General features: G+C 45.0%; 1 protein-coding gene. It reads left to right on the forward strand.

The window, feature by feature from the left end:
- On the forward strand, positions 1 to 242 hold a 242-nt coding region (locus RMT89_RS45070), incomplete at both ends, for an SLBB domain-containing protein (RefSeq protein ID WP_315889540.1).

Below are 242 nucleotides of genomic sequence, written 5' to 3' on the forward strand. Positions count from 1 at the left end.
GTCGTGACCGGTTAAATATTTTCAGTATTCCCGATTGGTCACAAGTCCGCTTGGTTAATGTACAAGGCGAGGTGCGTTTCCCTGGTACGTATCAAGTGTTAAAAGGTGAAAAATTATCAGACGTCATTAAGCGTGCCGGTGGCTTAACCGATGATGCCTATGCCTTTGGTGCAGTATTTACCCGCGACAGTATTAAACAACGCGAGCAACGCCAAGCGTCAAGATTGCTAGAACAATTTAAG

It is taken from the genome of Streptomyces sp. P17, from assembly GCF_032436805.1.
Classification (GTDB): domain Bacteria; phylum Actinomycetota; class Actinomycetes; order Streptomycetales; family Streptomycetaceae; genus Streptomyces.